The organism is Streptacidiphilus sp. MAP12-20 (assembly GCF_041262525.1).
Taxonomy (GTDB): Bacteria; Actinomycetota; Actinomycetes; order Streptomycetales; family Streptomycetaceae; genus Streptacidiphilus.
This window is the reverse complement of the sequence record NZ_JBGCCK010000012.1, coordinates 208,433-224,413: the sequence shown is the minus strand read 5'-3', so window position 1 is coordinate 224,413 and position 15,981 is coordinate 208,433. Positions and strand designations below refer to the sequence as shown.

General features: G+C 71.2%; 17 protein-coding genes. 4 read left to right on the top strand and 13 right to left on the bottom strand.

Annotated features, from left to right (window positions below):
• Window positions 1-171 precede the first annotated feature (171 nt).
• Complete coding sequence (locus ABIA32_RS18775; RefSeq protein WP_370096558.1) at window positions 172-1,956, top strand: hypothetical protein; 1,785 nt, start codon at window positions 172-174, stop codon at window positions 1,954-1,956.
• Between the two features lie 20 nt (window positions 1,957-1,976).
• On the opposite strand, the gene ABIA32_RS18770 is transcribed toward ABIA32_RS18775, so the two are convergent.
• The 6 genes from ABIA32_RS18770 to ABIA32_RS18745 all read right to left on the bottom strand — a co-directional run bounded on the left by ABIA32_RS18770 (window position 1,977) and on the right by ABIA32_RS18745 (window position 7,429).
• Window positions 1,977-2,570, bottom strand: coding sequence for an ATP/GTP-binding protein (locus ABIA32_RS18770; RefSeq protein WP_370096600.1), 594 nt, complete (start codon window positions 2,568-2,570; stop codon window positions 1,977-1,979).
• A 77-nt stretch (window positions 2,571-2,647) separates the two neighbouring features.
• Complete coding sequence (locus tag ABIA32_RS18765; protein WP_370096556.1) at window positions 2,648-3,406, bottom strand: hypothetical protein; 759 nt, start codon at window positions 3,404-3,406, stop codon at window positions 2,648-2,650.
• The gene (locus tag ABIA32_RS18760) at window positions 3,406-3,780 is read right to left on the bottom strand and encodes a hypothetical protein (RefSeq protein ID WP_370096554.1); all 375 of its coding nucleotides are present in this window, start codon (window positions 3,778-3,780) and stop codon (window positions 3,406-3,408) included. The genes ABIA32_RS18765 and ABIA32_RS18760 overlap by 1 nt, the downstream gene beginning before the upstream one ends.
• A 141-nt stretch (window positions 3,781-3,921) precedes the next feature.
• Window positions 3,922-4,380 carry a DUF742 domain-containing protein gene (locus ABIA32_RS18755; protein ID WP_370096552.1) on the bottom strand — a complete coding sequence of 153 codons (459 nt, stop codon included), beginning with the start codon at window positions 4,378-4,380 and terminating at the stop codon, window positions 3,922-3,924.
• Window positions 4,381-4,385: 5 nt separating this feature from the next.
• Window positions 4,386-4,799 carry a roadblock/LC7 domain-containing protein gene (locus ABIA32_RS18750; protein ID WP_370096550.1) on the bottom strand — a complete coding sequence of 138 codons (414 nt, stop codon included), beginning with the start codon at window positions 4,797-4,799 and terminating at the stop codon, window positions 4,386-4,388.
• Window positions 4,796-7,429 (bottom strand): nitrate- and nitrite sensing domain-containing protein, encoded by a 2,634-nt coding sequence (locus ABIA32_RS18745; RefSeq protein ID WP_370096548.1) that lies wholly within the window; start codon window positions 7,427-7,429, stop codon window positions 4,796-4,798. Before ABIA32_RS18745 ends, ABIA32_RS18750 begins: the two co-directional genes overlap by 4 nt.
• 306 nt (window positions 7,430-7,735) lie before the next feature.
• On the opposite strand from ABIA32_RS18745, the gene ABIA32_RS18740 reads away from it, so the two are divergent.
• Entirely contained in the window at window positions 7,736-9,598 is a 1,863-nt protein-coding gene (locus ABIA32_RS18740) for a long-chain fatty acid--CoA ligase (RefSeq protein ID WP_370096546.1), read from the top strand.
• Here ABIA32_RS18740 and ABIA32_RS18735 read toward each other — a convergent pair.
• From ABIA32_RS18735 to ABIA32_RS18720, 4 genes are all read right to left on the bottom strand, one after another.
• On the bottom strand, window positions 9,571-9,975 hold the full coding sequence (locus ABIA32_RS18735) for a glyoxalase (protein ID WP_370096544.1): 405 nt from the start codon (window positions 9,973-9,975) through the stop codon (window positions 9,571-9,573). The two genes, ABIA32_RS18740 and ABIA32_RS18735, sit on opposite strands and share 28 nt — an antisense overlap.
• 33 nt (window positions 9,976-10,008) lie before the next feature.
• On the bottom strand, window positions 10,009-10,812 hold the full coding sequence (locus ABIA32_RS18730) for an SGNH/GDSL hydrolase family protein (RefSeq protein WP_370096542.1): 804 nt from the start codon (window positions 10,810-10,812) through the stop codon (window positions 10,009-10,011).
• 177 nt (window positions 10,813-10,989) lie between these two features.
• Complete coding sequence (locus tag ABIA32_RS18725; protein ID WP_370096540.1) at window positions 10,990-11,406, bottom strand: YjbQ family protein; 417 nt, start codon at window positions 11,404-11,406, stop codon at window positions 10,990-10,992.
• Window positions 11,407-11,455: 49 nt separating this feature from the next.
• Entirely contained in the window at window positions 11,456-11,824 is a 369-nt protein-coding gene (locus ABIA32_RS18720) for a BlaI/MecI/CopY family transcriptional regulator (RefSeq protein ID WP_370096538.1), read from the bottom strand.
• Between the two features lie 155 nt (window positions 11,825-11,979).
• Here ABIA32_RS18720 and ABIA32_RS18715 point away from each other — a divergent pair, with 155 nt between their 5' ends.
• Both ABIA32_RS18715 and ABIA32_RS18710 read left to right on the top strand, forming a co-directional pair.
• Window positions 11,980-12,636 (top strand): DedA family protein, encoded by a 657-nt coding sequence (locus ABIA32_RS18715; protein WP_370096536.1) that lies wholly within the window; start codon window positions 11,980-11,982, stop codon window positions 12,634-12,636.
• A gap of 6 nt (window positions 12,637-12,642) precedes the next feature.
• Window positions 12,643-13,287, top strand: coding sequence for a phosphatase PAP2 family protein (locus tag ABIA32_RS18710; protein WP_370096534.1), 645 nt, complete (start codon window positions 12,643-12,645; stop codon window positions 13,285-13,287).
• 77 nt (window positions 13,288-13,364) lie between these two features.
• Here ABIA32_RS18710 and ABIA32_RS18705 read toward each other — a convergent pair whose 3' ends face one another.
• From ABIA32_RS18705 to ABIA32_RS18695, 3 genes are all read right to left on the bottom strand, one after another.
• Window positions 13,365-13,997 carry an MBL fold metallo-hydrolase gene (locus ABIA32_RS18705; protein ID WP_370096532.1) on the bottom strand — a complete coding sequence of 211 codons (633 nt, stop codon included), beginning with the start codon at window positions 13,995-13,997 and terminating at the stop codon, window positions 13,365-13,367.
• Window positions 13,998-14,065: 68 nt separating this feature from the next.
• Window positions 14,066-14,389: a P-II family nitrogen regulator gene (locus tag ABIA32_RS18700; protein WP_370096530.1), complete on the bottom strand. Its 324-nt coding sequence runs from the start codon at window positions 14,387-14,389 to the stop codon at window positions 14,066-14,068.
• Between the two features lie 14 nt (window positions 14,390-14,403).
• Window positions 14,404-15,825 (bottom strand): ammonium transporter, encoded by a 1,422-nt coding sequence (locus ABIA32_RS18695; RefSeq protein ID WP_370096528.1) that lies wholly within the window; start codon window positions 15,823-15,825, stop codon window positions 14,404-14,406.
• Between the last annotated feature and the right edge of the window lie 156 nt (window positions 15,826-15,981).

Genomic DNA, 15,981 nt, shown 5'->3' with positions numbered 1-15,981 from the left:
GACGAAACTGTTGCAATGGTCCAGTCCTCTCTGAGCGGTCCGCAGCATGCGTCCGCGCGGACTGCGTTCGTCCGAATGAGCGAATTCCACGGGGCTGAACTTCACTCTTTCGCGTCGCCGGTCTGTCGTCACCGCCCCCGTGCGCACTCCTCGACTACGGTCGAGCAGGCCATGACCAGCCACGTTGCGCCCAGTCACGCCGCGCCCGCAAAGGCCGTGCCCGCCAGTCCGCTGACGATCAGTCCGACCCTCTCCCACCGGGTGCTCTCGCTCCTCGCCCTGCTCGGCCTGTTCCAGGGACTGCCCACCGCCCTGCGGAACGAGGCGGTCGCCCGCGTCTACCTCGCGGCAGGCTTCGGCGTGCTCTACGGCGCGCTGCTGGTGCTCGCCGTGCTGATCACCGTCGCCCGCGGTCCGGTGACGCTGCGACGCCTGGATCTCGCCGTGCTCGGGGCGGCCGTCTTCCGGCTCGGGCTGCTGCTCGCGTCCGGCACCAGCCGGGGCGCGCTGACGTACCACGACGACGAGGGTCCGCTGGTCACCATGGCCGCGCGCGCCTACGCCGCCGGCGGCCACGTCTACGGCGCGCACTTCACGAACACCGGCCACGTCTTCCACGTCAACATGACCCCCTTGATGGACGGCCGGATCGCCGACGTGCTCGGCTATCCGCCGCTCAGCGTGCTGCTGACCGCGCCGTTCACCCCCCACGGGCTGGTCCCGCTGCCGGCCTGGGTACCGGTGGCCGGGCTCTGGAGCCTGCTCGCGCTGGTCGTGGCGGCGGTGCTGATGTTCCGTCGGCTGCCGACGCCGCTGCGGCCCGCGGCGACGCTGCTCTTCTTCGGCATGGGCTGGATGTTCGACTACGCCCGCGACGGCTACCCGGTCTACCTGACCCTGCCCTTCCTCGTCGTCGTCCTCGCCGGCTGGAGCCGGATCGGGGCGGGTGGGCGACTCGGGCGCTCCGGCCTGATCTCGGCCTGCTGCCTCGGCGTCGCCGACTCCGCCCATCAGCTGGCTTGGTTCCTGACCGCCTTCCTGCTGCTCGGCGTGGTGCTGTTGCGCCGCGGCGAGCTCGGCGCCTGGCGTCCCGCCCTCACCGTGACCGCCCGCTACGCGGCCCTGGTCCTGGGCGTCTTCCTGCTGGTCGACCTGCCGCTGCTGGTGCGCGACGGCGGCGCCTGGCTGCCCGGCGTGCTGCGCGTGCTGACCCAGCACGCCTCGCCCCAGGGCCTCGGTCCGGTCGACATCAGCTACTACCTCACCCACGGCAGCGGTGCCCTCGGCCTCTACTCGGCGGCCGCGGGAGCCCTGTTCCTCGCCACGCTGGCGGCCTTCGCCCTCTACCCGGGCCGCCTCGCGCCGGCGATCGCGCTGCTGCCCTGGCCTGCTTTCTTCCTCTCGACGCGCTCGACCGAGACCTACTTCGTGCTGCTCGCGCCGCTCTGGCTGACCGCCCTGTGCTGCAACGACCGCGCCCTACTCGCCCAGGCCTGGCAGTGGCGTCCCGTCCTGCTGCGGAGCCGGCCGGTCCGGCTGGCTGCTCCGGCGCTGCTGGCCCTGCCCGCGCTGGTGCTGCTGCTGGTCGCGATCGCCACCCCGCCGCCGCTCCAGGTCGCCGCCCGGGCGAGCGCCCGGCACCCGGTCAGCGGCACGTCCGTCGCCGTCGGCGGAACCGCGAAGCCCGCCGACGGCGTGGACCGGATCACCGCTGTTCTGCGCAACACCACCGACCATGCGCTGACACCCGCCTTCGCGACGAGCAACAACGCCTGGCTGGACTTCAGCTGGCGGATCGCCTCGGGCCCGCGCGTCGTCCCCGCGCACGGAACGGCCGCGTACGTGCTGGTCCGCGTGGGCGCGCCGTTCGCACCGAACGGCTCGGGCCCGACCTACCTCCGCGTGCTGTCCGACGGCCCGATGACACTCACCAACGAACGCCTGACGATCCATTAGGACCGACCGGCTCAGCCGGCTCAGCTGTAGACCGACTGCCGTTCGGTGAGGGCCAGTTCGACGACCTCGACCAGCACCTCCTTGACGGAGTCCCGCTGCCGCGCGTCACAGAGCACGACAGGGACGTGCGCGCCGAGGTCCAGCGCGCTGCGCACCTGGTCCGCCGGGTAGCGGCGGGCGCCCTCGAAGCAGTTGACGGCGACCAGGAAGGGGATGCCGCGCCGCTCGAAGTAGTCGACCGAAGGGAAGCAGTCCTCCAGCCGCCGGGTGTCCGCCAGCACGACGGCCCCGAGCGCGCCCTGGGCCAGCTCGTCCCAGACGAACCAGAAGCGGTCCTGCCCCGGCGTGCCGAAGAGGTAGACGGCGAGGCCCGGACGGATGTCGATGCGGCCGAAGTCCATCGCCACCGTGGTCGTGCGCTTGGCCTCGACTCCGCCGGTGTCGTCGACCGGGCGGCCCGCCTCGCTCAGCCGCTCCTCGGTGCGGAGCGGCCGGATCTCACTCACCGTTCCGACGAGGGTGGTCTTGCCCGCGCCGAAGCCGCCCGCGACGAGGATCTTGATGGCGACGGGCGCGGCGTTGCCATGCGGCGCGGCAGGTTTCACGCGCCGCATCATAGGGCGCGCGGGCACGGCTCCATAAGGGCCGTCTCAGCAGCGTCACCGGCCGGCCGTGTCACCGGCCGGCTGTGTCACCCGGCCGCCGTCACGACCGTGCCGCCGTGCGCCGCCGCCAGCTGCTGGAAGCGGACCAGGCTCTGGGTGTAGGCGGCCGGAGTCACGTGCACCGGCCCCGTGTAGGGGTGCGTCATGTGCAGCACCATCCAGATGCCGAAGCCGACCACCGCCCCGACCAGCCCGAGCGCCACCGACTCGCGTTTGTGGAAGGTGAGCCCGGCGATCGGGGCGTAGAGCAGCACCAGCAGGCCGGTGCAGATCAGCGCCGGATACAGCGGCCACGGCATCGTCGCCGAGCTGTCGGCGAGCCGGATCTGCCGCGCGGTGTACACGCCGTTGATGTCGCTCAGCTCCTGCTCCCGCGCCGCCGATGCGGGTTCCGCCAGGACCTGCGCCCTGACGGTGTCCAGCCGCTGCCAGGAGACGGGGCTGGCCTGGCCCTTGGTCATGGTGGCCCACTCGGAGTCGATGACCGAGGTGACGTAGCCGCGCAGCAGTGGCCGGGTGTGCGCGTCGGCGTCCGTGTAGGCGGCGTTGAGCGCCCGCGACTCGTCGAGTGTGTGGCCGCGCGCGGTGTTGAGGTTGGCCCACGAGCCGGCGATCAGGAACGCGGCGATCAGCACGAAGGAGGAGAGCGAGGCGGAGCCGAGGAAACCCAGCGCGCCTCCCGAGAAGGTGCCCTCGCGCGAGCGGACCGTACGCCCGAACGAGGCGAGCACGAGCACCGCGAGCAGTGCGCCGACCACGGCGGCGGCGAGAAACCCCAGGCCCATCAACGTCCCCTTCCCAGCACGTGGTTGAAAGCGCCCGCCCCGGCGGCGACCAGAGCGGGAATCGTGATCGCGACGTAGACGAACGCCGCCTCGGGCGCGGCCGAGCCCGCCGGGACGGCGACCTCCGGCAGCGGCCGGGGCACGGCGGTGGCGGCATGGGTGTGGGCGACCGGGGTGGGCGTGGGCGGCACGACAACCACCTGCCGCATGACATGGTGCGGCGGCGGCGCGGGCGGCAGCGGCGGTCGCGGGTGGACGTGGGCGCAGCGCGGGGGCGCCGGGAAGTGCGGCGGCTGCGGCGGCGAGTGCGGCAGCCCCGGACGCGGCGGCGGTACGACGGGAACGGGCGGCGGCGGACAGATCCGTGGCTCCATGGGCCGAAGCTGCCCACCGGACACGGCTGGTACGGATCCCGGGCCTCGATTGACCCGACCGGGCTGCGGAACGCCGAACACCGGACCGGCGCTCGAATGCCCGTCAGGGGTCGGCGTGCCCGGCAGGGGTCGGCGTGCGCGTCAGAGCGCGCGCAGACCCAGGATGACCTCTCGGAGCACCGCCACGTCCGGCAGCTGCGCCGCCGGCACCGGGCGGGTGACGTGGATCAGTTCCGCCCCCAGCAGGTCGCCCAGCAGAATCCGGACGACCCCCAGCGGCAGATCCAGGTCCGCCGCCACCTCCGCCACGGACAGCGGACGGTGCCGCACCAGCTCCAGGATGGCCTCGTGCTCGGGGTCCTGGACGTCCTCGTCCACCATGGTCGGGTCCTGCGGCACGGCGCTGATCTGGGTGACCACGTCGAAGGGCTCGGGCCCGGTGTGCCGGGTGCGCCCACGGGTCAGCGTGTAAGGGCGCACCAGCTGCGCCAGTTCGGGGTCGTCGGCGTAGTCGTCCGCGCCGAAGTCCGCGTAGTCATCCGCAGCGTCGTCCGAGCTGTCCGTGCCGTCGAAGCCGCCGCTGCCCCCGTCCCCCCTCATCGGGCTCACCCCGCCGACGCCGACGCCCGCGGCTCGGTGCCGAGGTGCTCACCGACCCGCCGGACGAGCAACGCCATCTCGTAGGCGATCAGGCCCACGTCGGAGTCCGCCTCGCTGAGGACCGCCAGGCAGCTGCCGTCACCCGCGGCCGTGACGAAGAGGAAGGCCTGGTCGAGCTCGACCATGGTCTGCCGGACCTCGCCCACCTCGAAGTGGCGGCTGGCGCCCTTCGCCAGGCTGTGGAAACCCGAGGCGACGGCGGCCAGGTGCTCGGTGTCCTCGCGCGCCAGCTCCCCCGACGCGCCGGTGGCCAGCCCGTCCCCGGAGAGCACGACGGCGTGGCGGATGGCCGGCACGCGACGGACCATGTCGTCCAGGAGCCAGTTCAGGTCTCCGGAAGGCTTCGTCGTGGCTGTCATCGGGTGGTTCCCTCCGAAGTCGGATCATTTGTCGCCGCGTGCTGATCGTGCTGATCGTTCCGGTCGTGCCGGTGGTTCTGGTCGCGCTGTTCCTCGCGTCCGCGCGAGAGGCCGCGCTGGAACGAGGCGAAGGTGGCCCGCGCCTGCTCGGGCGTGCGCTCTGCGCGCTCCCCGCCGCCGGAGTCCGGCCCCGCCGACGCCGACGTGCCTTCCGCCGTCCGCCGCAGCTGCGGCGCCAGGTTCGCCTGCCGCACCCGCCTCGGCAACGCCGGAACCGCCACCTCGGAGGTGATCCCCCCGGGCAGCCGCTCGTCCGAGAACAGCGCGTCGGACAGCAGTTCCTCGGCCAGGACGTCGTCGTCCAGCACCTCCTGACGCGGAGACGGCGGCTGGGACACGGGCGACGACGCGGGCGCGGCCGGCAGTGCCCGCTGCGGGCGGCGGAGCGGGAGGCCGCCGCTGCTGAGGCCCTCGTCCGGCGTGTGCGGGCGCGGGCCGCCCTGCTGCGCGGCGTAGGCCGCCGCCTCGGCCGCGGCCTGCTCGGCGCGGTGCCGGCCGGTCGGGGGGCCGACCCGGACGACGTCCGTACGGCGGCGCTGCTGGAGGCCCGGGTCGCGCGGGATCCGGGTCAGCTGCGCGGGCGCGACATGCTCGCCGGACGCGTCCGCGTCGCCGGGTCGCGGCGGGGCGGGCGTGAGCAGCTCGCGCGGCAGCAGCACCACGGCCGTGGTGCCGCCGTAGGGCGAGCGGCGCAGCGAGACCCGGATCTGGTGGCGCGACGCCAGTCGGCTGACCACGAAGAGGCCGAGCCGGTCGGTGTCGCCGAGGTCGAAGTCGCCCCCGGTCGCGAGCCGGTCGTTGGCGGCGAAGAGCGCCTCGTCGCCCATGCCCAGGCCGCGGTCGTCGATCTCCAGCACGAAGCCGTTCGCGACCTCCTCGCCCTGGATCCTGACCTGCGTGTGCGGGGGCGAGAAGACCGTGGCGTTCTCGACGAGTTCGGCGAGCAGATGGACCAGGTCGGACACGGCCGCGCCGACCACGGCGACCGGCGGCATCCGGTGCACCCGGACCCGCGCGTAGTCCTCGATCTCGCCGACGCCCGCGCGGACCACGTCCAGGATCCGCACCGGCCGCCGCCAGGAACGGCCGGGCGCCGCGCCCGAGAGGATGATCAGGCCCTCTGCGTGGCGGCGCATGCGGGTGGTGAGGTGGTCGAGCTTGAAGAGGTCCTCCAGCTCGCCGGGCTCCTCCGCGCGGCGCTCCATCTCGTCGAGCAGCGAGAGCTGCCGGTGCAGCAGCGCCTGGCTGCGGCGGGCGAGGTTGACGAAGACCGCCGCGATGCCGCGACGCAGCTCCGCCTGCTCGACCGCGGCCTCGATGGCGGCCCGCTGCACGGCGTTGAACGCCCGGCCGAGCTGGGAGAGCTCGTCGTGCGTGGTTGCGTCACCGGATCCAGTGCCGCCGCCGGGCCAGATGAGCGGCGGGGCCTCCACCGCGACGTCGACCTTCTCGCCGTCGCGCAGCCTCTGCATCACGGTCGGCAGCCGTACCCCGGCGAGTTCGAAGGCGCCGTCCCGCAGGCCGACCAGCTCCCTGACCAGGCGCCGACCGATCCTGAGTGAGATGAAGACGGTGGCCAGGACCGCCAGCAGACCGCCGATGCCGGCGAAGGCGTCGTTCCGGATCACGCCGATCGCGTAGTCCTGGGCCTGCTGACCGGCCATGGTGGCGGCCTGCTGGTTGATCGAGCTGAGCTGGGCCAGCACCTGGTCCGCGGTCTCACGCCACTGCGGGTAGTCCATCCGGCCGGCCAGATCGGCCTCGCCGAGCCCGGAGGTGAGGCCCTCGAGCGTGTTCAGCTCGAAGTAGTAGGAGCCCTCGGTGAACGGGTGGTAGAGGGCGGCGATCGGCGCGGGCAGCTCGGAATAGTGGACCCGGAACAGCAGCTGCTCGGTCGCACCGGTCGCGAGCAGTTCCTGGAACTCGGCCTGGCTCAGCTTCCCCTGGTAGTGCGCGCCCTCCTGGAGCGCGTCCTCGCGTGAGATGTACTCGCGGGCCCGGACCAGTTCGATCAGGTTCTGCGCGTTGCGGGCCAGATCGCCGCCGGAGATGTCGCTGAGCTGCAGCCGGAAGGTGAAGAACGGGTCCTGGAGACTCGTGTACCAGATGTAGACGCTGTACCAGTCGGTGTAGCGCTGCTCGACGACGGCACGCTCGCCGTCGAGCCTGGTCAGCTGCCCCTGGACGTCCTGCAGCGTCGCCGTCTCGGCCGCATTCAGATCGCCGCGGTGCCCCGGATCCTTCGCACGCGCCTCGAACACCGCCGCTGCCGCGTCCGTCTTCGCCTCGACCGCGCGCAGCGGTGCGAGGTCCGCGGCGCTCGGCACGGTGCCGGGCTTCATCCTCGAGGCGGCGAAGGCCACGGCCACCCGGCGCTCGTCCTGCAGGGCCCGTGACAGAGTGTCGGCCGGCGTCCCGAACCAGCGGTACTCGGCACTGACCTGGACCAGGCCCCAGACCTGGCTGACCGACAGCGCGGACGTGTAGGCCCACAGGCCGGTCAGCGCGGTGAGCGGCACCAGGAGCAGCGCGGTGATCTTCGCGCGGATGGATCTGCGGCGGAAGCGCATGGATTCCTCTCAGGGCCCGGCAGAATCGCGGCGACTCTACTACTTGCAAGAGCGCCAGTTCGACTGTCGCCCGCACCATCACCCCCTCCTTTGCCCAGGGAGCTCGGACAAACCAGGCACATCAGCCAAATCACCTGTCACCACCAGCGGTTGGTGTACGGCGGGTGCGTCTGACGCGTGGAACTCCTGTGAAGGCGGCCGGGCGCTATGGCCGCGCAAGTTTCCGTCAGGTAACTTGCGATGTCCACGTGCCCCACCGCAGCGGCCGTGGTCTCCTCCGGCCCGGGGGGCGGAAGAGGGAGCCACGTGCGCGAATTCAGTGTTCCGGCCTTGGCCAGGTCTCCGCGTACCGAGGGGCTGGCCGAGTCCGTCTACCGCACCGCGGAATCCACGCCGGACCATCCGGTCCTGGCCCGGCGGACCGGCGGCGGGCTCGGCGGCGCGGGCACGTCCGAGTGGGTCGACGTATCGGCCGCGCGGTTCAGGGACGAGGTGCTGGCCCTCGCCAAGGGCCTGCTGCACCAGGGTGTCCGCTTCGGCGACCGGGTCGCGCTGATGTCGCGCACCCGCTACGAGTGGACCGTGCTGGACTACGCCCTCTGGTCCATCGGCGCGCAGCCCGTCCCCGTCTACCCGACCTCCTCCGCCGACCAGCTGCGCTGGATCCTCGCCGACTCGCAGGCCGTGGCCTGCGTCGTCGAGCACGAGGATCATGCGATGACCGTCGGATCCGTCTGCGACGGGCTGCCGCATCTGCGCATGATCTGGCAGCTCGACGCGGGCGCGCTCAAGCAACTCACCTACGCGGGCCGGTCCGTGGACGACGAGGTGATCCTGCGCCACCGCCAGGCCGTCGGCGCGGACACGGTGGCCACCCTCATCTACACCTCCGGCACCACCGGCCGCCCCAAGGGCTGCGTGCTCACGCACGGCAACTTCATGGCCGAGTCGGACAACCTGCTCGCCCGCTACGCATCCGTGTTCAGCAACAAGGCCGGCGAGCAGCCCTCCACCCTGCTCTTCCTGCCGCTCGCGCACGTCTTCGGCCGGATGATCCAGGTCGCCTCGCTGCGCGCCGGCGTCAGGCTCGGCCACGAACCGAGCCTGTCGCCCGGCGAACTGCTGCCCGCGCTCGCCTCCTTCCAGCCGACCTTTCTGCTCGCCGTCCCCTACATCTTCGAAAAGCTGGTGCAACGCGCCCGGCAGCGGGCCCAGGAGTCCGGCCGCGCAGCGGTGTTCGAGAAGGCCCACGCGGCCGCCGTCCGCTACGCGACCGCGCTGGAGCGGCACGCCTTCGACGAGGGTCCCGGCCCGTCGGCGGCGCTGCGGATGCAGCACCAGCTGTACGAGACCCTGGTCTACGGCAAGGTGCGCGCGGTGCTCGGCGGCCGCGTGCGCTACGCGATGTCGGGCGGTTCTGCGATGAGCCGCGAACAGGCGCTCTTCTTCCAGGGCGCTGGCGTCACCGTGATCGAGGGCTACGGGCTCACCGAGACCACCGCCGCCGCTACCGCCAACCCGCCGGACCGCCCCCGCTTCGGCACGGTCGGCCAGCCGATCCCGGGCACCAGCGTGCTGATCGCCGAGGACGGCGAGGTCTGGCTCTCCGGCGGCCAGGTCTTCCACGGCTACCACAACGACCATGAGGCGACGGCGAGTTCGCTGCGCGGCGGCTGGCTCGCCACCGGCGACCTCGGCCATCTGGACGCGCAGGGCTACCTGCGGATCACCGGCCGCAAGAAGGAGATCATCGTCACCAGCGGCGGCAAGAGCGTGGCACCCGTCCTCCTGGAGGACCGGGTCCGGATCCATCCGCTGGTGGCGCACTGCCTGCTCGTCGGGGACGACCGTCCGTTCATCGGCGCGCTGATCACCCTGGACGCGGAGGCCGTCGAGCACTGGCTCCGCCTCCACGGCCGCGCCCCGCTCACGGCGGAGGAGGCCGCGCGCGACCCGGAGATCCACACCGAACTGCAACGCGCGGTCCTCGGCGCCAACACCGCCGTCTCCCGCGCCGAGTCGATCCGCGCCTTCAGGATCCTGGCCACGGACTTCACCGAACAGGAGGGCCTGCTGACCCCCTCGCTCAAGCTCCGCCGCCGCGCGATCGCCCGCTACTGCGCAGCGGACATCGAGGCGCTCTACGCCACCGCGGACTCGTCCGTCTGACCGGAGACCTCTTCGTCGTAGACGACCTCGAGCTCGAAGCCCTGGCCGTCGAGGAGGTGGACGGCCGTGCCGGTGTCGACCCGCTGCCGCCAGCCCGCGGCGAGCGCGGCGCTGAGCACCGCCGGCTTCGGCCCGCGCAGCGCGAGGTGGTTGATGCCGGCCCGGAGCCGGTCGTGCCCTCCGGGCCGGAGTGCCGGCGACTGCTCGATCACCACATAGCTGCCGCCCCGCCGCCAGCTGCGGCCGTTCTCCCAGTGCTGGAACGGCTCGCAGCCGAGGGCGGTCAGCACCGGCCCCCACTCACGCTCGGCGAGGGCCAGGTCGTCCATCCACAGCTCGACGTGGTGGACGAGCGGCTCGTGCTGATCTGACGTCATGCACCCATTATCGGATCACTGACGGTCGCTGCCTTACGCGTTCGCGCTGAACACCGGGAGGTAGCCGCCGGACTGGCCGGAGGAGGTGGGGTGGTACGACTCGTATATCGGCCAGGTGGTGCTGTGGAGCCAGGAGTCGCCCGAGCAGATCTCGTGGCCGGAGAAGGCGTCGCGCACGTCGCCGAAGCTGTACCCGTACTTGGCGACCTCCTTGGCGGTCACCGTCGCCAGGTCGTCGGCCGCGCCGTTGATCGCCGTGCGGCTGGTGTCGCTTATGCCGAACCAGCAGCTGCCGGGCACCTCGTAGAGGTGCGGGTAGTCCAGCACCACGACGTGGGCGTTGGGTGCGTGCGACCGGATCGCCGAGTACACCGCGTCGAGCCGGGACGCCAGCTGGGTGTTGATGTAGTTCTCCGCCGTCGCGACGGCGCTCAGGCAGGCGCTGGTGCCCTGCAGCACGCAGGTCTGCATGGTCGGCGAGAAGCCCGCGTCGTTGCCGCCGATGGTGATGCTGACCTCGGTGGTGCCGCTGCTCAGCGCCGAGATCTGGTTGTTGAGCACGTCCGTCGTGGTCGCCCCGCTGCAGGCGACGAAGCCGAAGCTGGACGGCGCGTGCGCCTGCTGCCACAGGTAGGGGTAGGCGAGCGTGCTGCGGTAGCAGGACCCGCTGGAAGAGATGTAGCTGCCGCTGCCGACGCCGGAGGAGTAGGAGTCGCCCAGGGCGACGTACCCGCCGGAGGACGCCTGCGCGCCGGGGGCGACGGCGAGGGCGCCGGCGGCCAGCGCCGCGGTGGCGAAGGCGGTGGCGATGAGTCGTTTGAGCGCAGATCCGGGCATGCGCATGGAACCTCCACTGCTACGTGGTGGTGCACGACTGTGAGGTGGGGCACAGTTCGACGCGCGTCCACACTTGTGTACCAGCGAGTAACCCGACAGGGAAGTGTCCATGCCACCGATTGACACGAAAGACTGAAGATTCGTCAGATCGGCGGGCCCAGGCGTGGTGAGGGTGTGTCAGCCGAGGTAGGAGAAGCGGACGGTCCTGGTGGGGTTGTCCACGTTCGTGTCGATCAGCACGATCGACTGCCAGGTCCCGAGCGCCGGACGCCCGCCGACGACCGGCAGCGTCGCGTGCGGAGCCACCAACCCCGGCAGGACGTGGTCCCTGCCGTGACCGGGCGAGCCGTGGCGGTGCCGCCACCGGTCGTCCGCGGGCAGCAGCGTGCGCAGCGCGGCCAGCAGGTCGTCGTCGCTCCCCGCCCCCGTCTCGATCACAGCGACGCCGGCGGTGGCATGCGGCACGAACACGTTGAGCAGCCCGTCGGCGCCGGGCGCGACCTCGGCGAGGAAGCTCTCACAACGGTCCGTCAGATCGACGGCCGCCTCGCGGTGACCGGTGGTCAGCTGGATGGTGCGGGTGCTGAATGCCATGCGCCCATCATCGCCGACGCGTCAGCCGCGGCACGGCACGGCACACGCCCTACGAACCGAGCAGGCGACGCAGGTGTTCCTCGTCCTCGCCGCTGAGGCCGGAGACGAAGCGGGCCAGCACGGCCTCGCGGTCCTGCTCCTTCTCCAGCTCCGAACGCATCCGGCGGGCCGCCAGGCCCGGCGCGTCGCGCGCCTCGCGCGCGGGGGCGTAAGCGAAGGCCCGGCCGCTGCGCGTGCGCTCGACCATGCCCTTCTCGTGCAGACGGGACAGAATCGTGTTCACCGTCGTCCGCGCCAGGCCCCCACCGAGCGCACGCTGGATCTCCACCGGAGTCAGCGGCTCCGCCGCCCCCCACAGCACGGTCAGCACCCCGGACTCCAGCTCGCCCGGGTGGCGCCGATGCCCCGCCGCATCCATGCCGTCGCCGCCTCTCTCACCGACCACACGCTCTTACCGATCGCACGCGTCGTTGCCTTCGGAATCACAGGTTCCATCCACTACAGTGGCACGGAACGACTACACGTATGTAGACGATAACGAACCAGAGTCCACTATCGCAGGAGGATCAAGCCATGGCCCCGGACCCCTCGGCCGTGAACCAGCTCGCGGTGAACCTCCTCGATGCGAACTCACTGCTCGCCGCCTTCGGTGCGCTGGGCATCGCGGCCATCCTCTTCGCCGAGACCGGCCTGCTCGTCGGGTTCTTCCTACCCGGTGACTCGCTGCTCTTCACCGCCGGACTGCTCTGCACCACCAGCAAGAACGGCGTCCACCTGAATCTGGCCGCCGTCCTCGCCTGCGCCGTGGTCGGCGCCCTGGCCGGCGCACAGGTCGGCTACGTGATCGGCCAGAAGGGCGGAAAGACCCTCCTCGCCAAGAGCAAGAACAAGCACCTCCAGCAGGGCGCGGCCCGCGCGGAGGAGATCCTGGCGAAGTACGGCTACGCCAAGGCGATCGTGCTGGCCCGCTTCATCCCGGTCGTGCGCACCGTGCTGAACCCGATGGCGGGCGCGCTGAACGTGCCGGTCAAGGTCTTCACGCTGTGGCAGGTCGTCGGCGGACTGATCTGGTCCATCGGCGTGACGCTGGCCGGCTACGCGCTCGGCTCCAGCATCCCGAGCATCGACAAGTACCTGCTGCCGATCATCGCTCTCATCGTGGTCATCTCGGTCATCCCGATCGCCCTCGAACTGCTGCGCTCGCGTAAGCACAGCGCCTCCGCGGAGTAAGACACCTTGAACAACCTCGCGCAGAGCCAGTCGGCCCTCAGCCAACTGGCCATGAACGGCAAGTCGATCGACGGCGGCCTCTACACCTGGTTCACCCGCCAGGCACAGAGCGCCCCGCACTGGCTCGACAGCCTGATCTCGTTCTACGCCACCCTGGGCCTCGGCCTGGTCGCCCTGATGATGGTCTGGGGCTGGTGGCAGGCCCGTCAGGCGCGCAGTGCCACCGCGATGGCGACCGCCCTGGCGGTCCCGGTGGCGGTGGTCGTGGCCTATGTGGTCAACGACCTCTTCAAGACCATCTTCACCGAGGCCAGGCCCTGCCAGTCGATCGCGGGCACGGTGACCGTGGACCCCTGCCCCGGCGTGGGCGACTGGTCCTTCCCGAGCAACCACGCCACGATCGCCGCGGCTGCGGCGGCCGCGCTGTGGGTGGTCAACCGGACGATGGGGATCATCGCCGCGGCGCTGGCCCTGCTGATGGCCTTCGCCCGCGTCTGGGTCGGCGCCCACTACCCGCACGACGTGGTCGTCGGCCTGCTGGTCGGCGTGGCCGTGGCGCTGCCGGTGATGCTGCTGGCCCGCCGCTACGCGCCACCCCTGGTGGTCCGGCTCCAGAGCGGCGTACTGCGCCCGCTGCTGACGGCCGGCTGAGCAGAGTCCTGAGCAAGAGAGGGTCCGTACTCCCCGGGTGGGTGGGTACGGACCCTTTCGACATGCTTTCGACGTACTCAGAGGTTGACGGCCGCGCCGGGCGCGAGACGGGTGTAGGCGGTGTTCGGCGCGATCTCGCCCAGCGCGAAGCCGACGCTGCCGAGGCCGATCTCGCTGAGCCCGGCGTCGTGCAGCGCGTACGCCCGCTTCGCGCTCACGGCGTTGGTGTAGTCGACCACCTCGGCCAGCTTGGACCACGGCGCGTGGACGGGCAGCAGCAGCGTCTCGACCGGCTGGTCGGGGACCGTCAGCGCGTCGCCGGGGTGGAAGATCCCGTCGACCAGGAAGCCGACATTGGGGACCGCCGGCCAGTCCGGGTGGACCACGGCGTGCCATTCGCCGTGCGCCTGCACCTCAAAACCGGCGGCGGTGAACGCGTCACCCTCGCCGACGACCTGCACCCGGCCCGCGCCGAGCCCGTCGAGCTGGGCGGCGACCGCGCCGTTGGTCCAGATCCGCAGCCCCGGGTTGGCCTCGGCGGCGCCGCGGAGTGCGGCCTCGTCGAAGTGGTCCTGGTGCTCGTGGGTGATCAGTACGGCGTCCGCTCCGTCCATCGCGGTCGGGTCGCTGTAGCTGCCGGGGTCCAGGACGAGGATCTGCCCGTCCCGCTCCAGACGGACGCAGGCATGGTCGAACTTGGTCAGTCGCATGGCATTCCTTCTCTACTGCGCGCTCGCTCGTTCACTCAGTCGATCTTGCGAGCCTAGCGCGGAGCCCCTCACAGGGCGGCCTCACCCCGCTCCCGCGTCCGAATCCGGACGACCTGCTCGACCGGCGTGACCCAAACCCTGCCGACGACGCCCGCAACAGCAATCACCTGCACCACGTCCGCCGCGTCCCGGTCCGCGGTCACCACGTCGAGCCGCACGGCCGGGTGCAGCTCCACCCTGCGGCGCGCGCCCCGGTAGACCTCGTACCCGGCCCGCCGGAGACCCCGGGCGAACACCGAGGTGACGGTGACGCCCGGGATCCCCAGAGTGCGCAGCGCCTCGTGGACCTGCTCGAAGCCGGCCACCGGGAGCACGGCGCTGATCAGTTTCACGGCTCTGCTCCGCCTCAGGGCTCGGCTGCCGGCTCGGCCACCTGTTCCTTGGCGGGCGCGGCGGCCGACGCCGCCACCGACACCGCTCCGATCGCCGCCAGGCCCTCCTCGCTGGGGTACGCCTCCTCGTCGTGCACCGCGAGGTCGCCGATCTCCAGCACCTCGTCGGGTGCCCGGAGTTTGACGAAGAGCCCGATCGCCTTGAGGATCACGAAGGTCATCAGCGCGTCCCAGACGATGATGGTCCCGGCCGCGCCCAACTGCAGCAGCAACTGCTTGGCATGGCCGTTGAAGAGACCGGCGACGGACGAGACGCTGCCGTCCTTGTTGTAGTAGACGGCCATCGCCGGATCGGCGAAGAGCCCGACGAGCAGCCCGCCCACCAGTCCCGCCACGCCGTGCGTGTGCACGACGCCGAGGGCGTCGTCGACCTTGCGCATGAACTTCAGCTTGCTGAGCTTGTTCCAGGAGAGCCAGACGATCGCCGAGGCGATGAGACCGATCAGGATCGCACCGACGCCGGTGACGAAGCCGGCCGCCGGGGTGATCGCGACCAGACCGACGATCATGCCGTTCACCGAGCCCAGGAAGGTGGGCTTGCGCTGCGGGCCGAAGGACATGTCCAGCAGCAGCCAGGTGAGCAGCGCGACGGCGGTGGCCAGGTTGGTGTTCAGCACAGCGGCGGCGGCGTTCTGCCCGCCGAAGTACATGTCCCCGCCGTTGAACCCGTTCCACCCGAGCCAGAGGATCCCCGCGCCGCACGCCACCATCGGCAGATTGTTCGGCACCGCCTTAGCCCGGTCCCTCGCCAGCCTCGGCCCGATCACGGCCGCAGCGACGAACCCGGAGGTGCCGGCGGCGAGGTGGATGACGTAACCGCCGGAGTAGTCCAACGCTCCGGCCTGCGCCCACCAGCCGCCGCCCCAGAGCAGAAAGGCGTTGACCGAATAGACGATGCCGGACCAGAGCGGCACGAAGAGCAGCCATGCCTTGAAGTTGATCCGCCCGATCACACTGCCGAGGAAGAGCAGCGGCGTGATCGCGGCGAAGGCGAACTGGAAATAGGCGAGCGTCGACTGCGGGAACTTGAAGTCCGGCATGGCACCGGTCCCGCTGACGAGTGGGATGTTCGCCTTTCCGATCTCCGATCCGGCGCCGGTGATCGGTCCCGGCTTTCCGACGGCGGAGTGCAGAATGCCGGGGCCGAGATGGAGTGGCTCACCGAAACTCATCTTGAACTCGTAGAGCACCCAGGCCACCAGCACGATGGAGAACGCGCTGAACGCCATGAGCATGGTGTTCACAGCCCACTTGCGCTGCACCAGCCCCGCGTAAAGGATCGCAATACCGGGGATGCTCATCAGACCGACGAGCGTGGCGGCCACCAACTGCCACGTGTTGTCGCCCGGACTGAGCCAACTGGGATAGGGAATCACGTCGAGGTGCCTCCCATCGGGATCGACTGCACGCGGCAGTCCGCGCGCATCCAACCGGAAGGTGAGCCTGTGGCGTTGCCCTGACGTTTCGTCAGCATTTCGGCACGGAAAAAACTCATCCGCCCTGGTAGACGGGTTGGCTACCAGGGCCCGACT